General features: G+C 77.9%; 4 protein-coding genes. 2 read left to right on the forward strand and 2 right to left on the reverse strand.

Annotated elements, in window-relative coordinates; translation table 11 throughout:
* Positions 1-318: 318 nt before the first annotated feature.
* Positions 319-750 (reverse strand): ATP-binding protein, encoded by a 432-nt coding sequence (locus ACFVXK_RS37665; protein ID WP_389621610.1) that lies wholly within the window; start codon positions 748-750, stop codon positions 319-321.
* 230 nt (positions 751-980) lie between these two features.
* Entirely contained in the window at positions 981-1592 is a 612-nt protein-coding gene (locus tag ACFVXK_RS37670; protein WP_389621613.1) for a hypothetical protein, read from the reverse strand.
* Between the two features lie 319 nt (positions 1593-1911).
* Between ACFVXK_RS37670 and ACFVXK_RS37675 the strand changes: the two genes are divergently transcribed.
* Together ACFVXK_RS37675 and ACFVXK_RS37680 are read left to right on the forward strand one after the other, a co-directional pair.
* Complete coding sequence (locus ACFVXK_RS37675; protein ID WP_389621616.1) at positions 1912-2697, forward strand: CPBP family intramembrane glutamic endopeptidase; 786 nt, start codon at positions 1912-1914, stop codon at positions 2695-2697.
* Positions 2694-3387, forward strand: a 694-nt coding sequence (locus tag ACFVXK_RS37680) for a sensor domain-containing protein (RefSeq protein ID WP_389621619.1), incomplete at its 3' end; no start/stop codon positions are given. The genes ACFVXK_RS37675 and ACFVXK_RS37680, both read left to right, overlap by 4 nt.

Genomic DNA, 3387 nt, shown 5'->3' on the forward strand with positions numbered 1-3387 from the left:
GTGGTGGCGCGTCCGGCCGCCCGGGCGAAGGCGTCGTGGAGGTCGGCGCGGGATTCGACGTCGACCTCGCCGAAGATCCGGCACACCGCCACCCCCGGGGCGGCCGCGGGCGTGTCGAGCGTGACGTGGGCCGAAAGGATCTCGATCATGCGCGGGGCCTCCCCTCAAGGGGTCCGGCTGCACGGTGAGCGGGTCCGGCCCGCTGCGGGCCGAGTGTGGGCATTCCAGCATGCGGCGGCCGGTGTGCGCCGTGCCGCCCCCTGGGCGAAGGGCTCCGGCCGGAAAACGAACAGGGTGGGCCGGCGCCGGTGGGGCGCCTCAGGGGCCGCCGTGCCCGCGGCGGGCCGGCGGCAGGACCAGGACGGCCCAGACGGCCTTTCCGCCGCCGGGCAGCCGCCGCACGCCGTGCCGGTGGGAGACGGCCGCGACCAGGGCCATGCCCCGGCCGTGCGGGGCACTCGGCGGAGGCGTCCGCGAGACCGGCAGCCGCGCGTCCGCGTCGCGGACCTCCAGCCGTACCCCGCCCCCGTGGAGGACGACCACCAGCAGCGGCTCGCAGAGGGTGTGCTCCAGCACGTTGGTGATCAGCTCGGAGACGACCAGGGCGGCGTCCTCCACCGTGCCGGAGTCGACGGCGCGGGCTTCGAGGGCGCACCGGGTCAGGCCCCGGGCGACCGCCGCCAGGCCCCGGCCGCGCGTGAGCCGCACCGCGAAGCCCGTGACCGGCGGCCGCGCGGGAACCCGGGCCACGGGCGGCTCCGGGCGCACGGCAGCCGGTCCGGGAGGCCTGCGCCGGGCACGGCGCGGCGTCGCGACCGGCGTGCGCGCGGTGCGGGCCATCCCCCATCACCTCCGGGCTTCGGTCGGGCCGGCACCCCCTCGTCTGCCCGGGCCCGCCGGTCGTCATCCCGGACGGCCGGACATTCCTCGCGCGTCCCCGGCGGCGCACCACTGCGGTGCAGCCGTACGGGGCCCGGCCGTCACGCCTGGTAGCGGTTCCAGCGGCCCAGGCGGGCGAGCTCGCGGCGGGCGGCCCCCTCGGTCAGGCCGAGCGCCGTCGCGGCCTGTCGCGGTGTGGCGTCGTGCTGGGCGCAGCGGGCGGCCCAGTACCCGGCCTGGCGCCCGGCGGCCTCCAGCCGCCGGACCGCCCGGACGGCGGCGAGCGGCGAGGAGGTGCCGAGTTTGCCGATCTCCGCCTCCAGCTGCTCCAGCAGGGCGGTGACCGTCTCGGGCAGCGGGATCGTGGCCGCCTCGACTGCGGCCGTGTGGCCGTCCCAGTCGTCGCAGCACGCCTCCGCCTGGTCGGCTGCGGCGTCCTCCATGTCCTGGCCGTCGGCCGCCTCCCAGTCCACGGGGTGCTCCGGGCCCGCCCATCCGCACGAGCACACCCCGCGCAGCGCCGCCGCGCGCGGGACGTGCGCGAAGTGCCCGTCGTAGACGGACCAGTGCGAGCTCCGGTGCACGTCGGGACCGGATCCGGTGTCGAACACCGCCGGCTGCGGGACGATGCCGTCGTCCAGCAGGACTCCCACCCAGCCCTCGTGCGAGGTGCCGAACTCCTCCGTCGTCCACGTCTCCCTGTCGTCCGCCATCGCTCCGCCTCTCCCACGCGGCGGCCCGCCACGGCGGCGGGCGCTGCTACGACCATGGCGCATCGGGCCCCGGCGGTCAGGTGAACGCGTGGACGTCGCCCCGTCGGGGGACCGTCTCCGGCCACGGCCGGGCGGCACGGGGGTGTATCCAGCTCCACCCCGGCCGGGTTGCCAGGTGCAGTGGCCCGCCGGGCGGCGGGCGGCATCGTGGTGGGCGTACCGGTTCGAGGACTGATGACGGGGAGGGGCGCTCATGCCGAGGGGACGCTTGGGCAGGGGGGACCGCGCGGACGGCGCGGGGCGGGAGGGACGTGCCGTCGTGTGGGGTACGGCGGCGGTGTTCGCCGGCGTGGCCTTCGTGGCGGCCGGGGTGCTGGGGGCGGCGCAGCCGGGGACCGGGGTGCCCGAGGAGGTCGTGCAGCTGACCCAGTTCGGGCCGGCGCTCGCGGTGGGCGTGCTCGCGCTGTGCCGGCCCCGGTGGACGGGTGCGCTGCTGCGGGGCGCGGGGAGCGGCAGGGCGGCCGGGGCGCGCTTGTCCGGCGGGGCGGGGCTGCTCGGGGCCGCCGTGCTGATCGTCGCGCTCACCGTGCTCGGGTACTGGGCGGTGGGCGGGGAGGCCGGATTCACACCGCCGGGGTCGCTGCGGCACCCGTTCGCGCTGATCGCCGTGGCCCAGCTGGTGGGGGCGTGCGGGGAGGAGGTGGGCTGGCGGTGCTTCCTGCAGCCGCTGCTGCGCACCCGGCTGGGGACGGTCGCCGCCTCCGTGACGGTGGGGGCGCTGTGGGGGGCCTGGCACGTGCCGGTCTTCGGGCGGGCCCCCGCCTACGCCGCCGGGTTCCTCGTGGCCACCGTGGCCATGTCGGTGGTCCTGGGCGTCGCGCTGGAGGGCACGGGAGGGTGGCGGCGGCTGCTGCTCGCGGGCGGCTACCACACGCTGGTCAACCTCGGCCTGCTCCTGTTCCTGGACGAGGAGTCGGGGGCGGTCGCGCCCATGGTGTGCTTCGGGCTGTCCGGCCTGGTGGTGGCCACCGCGGTGCTCGCGCTGCGGGCGGGTGGGCGGACGGCGGGGGCGGTGCCCGGAGCGACTACCCTGCACGGGACATGAGTTCGACATCCGCTTCGCTCCGTACGGGGCTGCTCCGCCGCGTGGCCGCCGTCGGCCGGTGCCAGCTCGCCGGTCTGCTGGGCCTGCGGGTGACGCTCGTCGGAGCGGGCGTCGTCGGGGCGCTGCTGTTGCTGCCCGTCGGCCTGGGGCTGCGGCTGCTGCCGCCCGCCGCGGCCGGACTGCGCCGGTGCGGCGACCGGGCCCGGCGGTGGGCGCAGCAGTGGTCGGGGGTGCGGGTCGGCGCGCCGGATCCGCTCCCCCGGGCCGCCGGGGCCCGCGCGGTCCTGGCCGACGCGGGATTCTGGCGGGAGCTGACCTGGGCGTGGCTGGAGCCGGTGGTGGGCGGCCTGCTGGTCGCCGTACCGCCGTCGCTGGTGGTGTACGGGCTGTTCGGGGCGGTGGTGCAGCCGTTCGTGTGGCGGCTGCTGGACGACGGCAACTGGTACGCCTTCGTCCCCGTGCACAGCACCGCGCTGATGCTCGCGGCGGCCGTGCTGGGCCTCGGCTTCACCGCGGCGGGGCTGTTCCTCGCCCCGCCCGTGCTGCGCCTGCACGCACGGTGGGGCCGGCGGCTCCTCTCGGCCCCGCCGCTGGCCGAACTCCGGCGCCGGGTCGGGGAACTGACGGACCACCGGACCGAGGCGCTGGAGGGGCAGGCGGCCGAACTGCGGCGGATCGAGCGGGACCTGC

Source organism: Streptomyces sp. NPDC058157, assembly GCF_042884105.1.
In the GTDB taxonomy this organism is placed as follows: domain Bacteria; phylum Actinomycetota; class Actinomycetes; order Streptomycetales; family Streptomycetaceae; genus Streptomyces.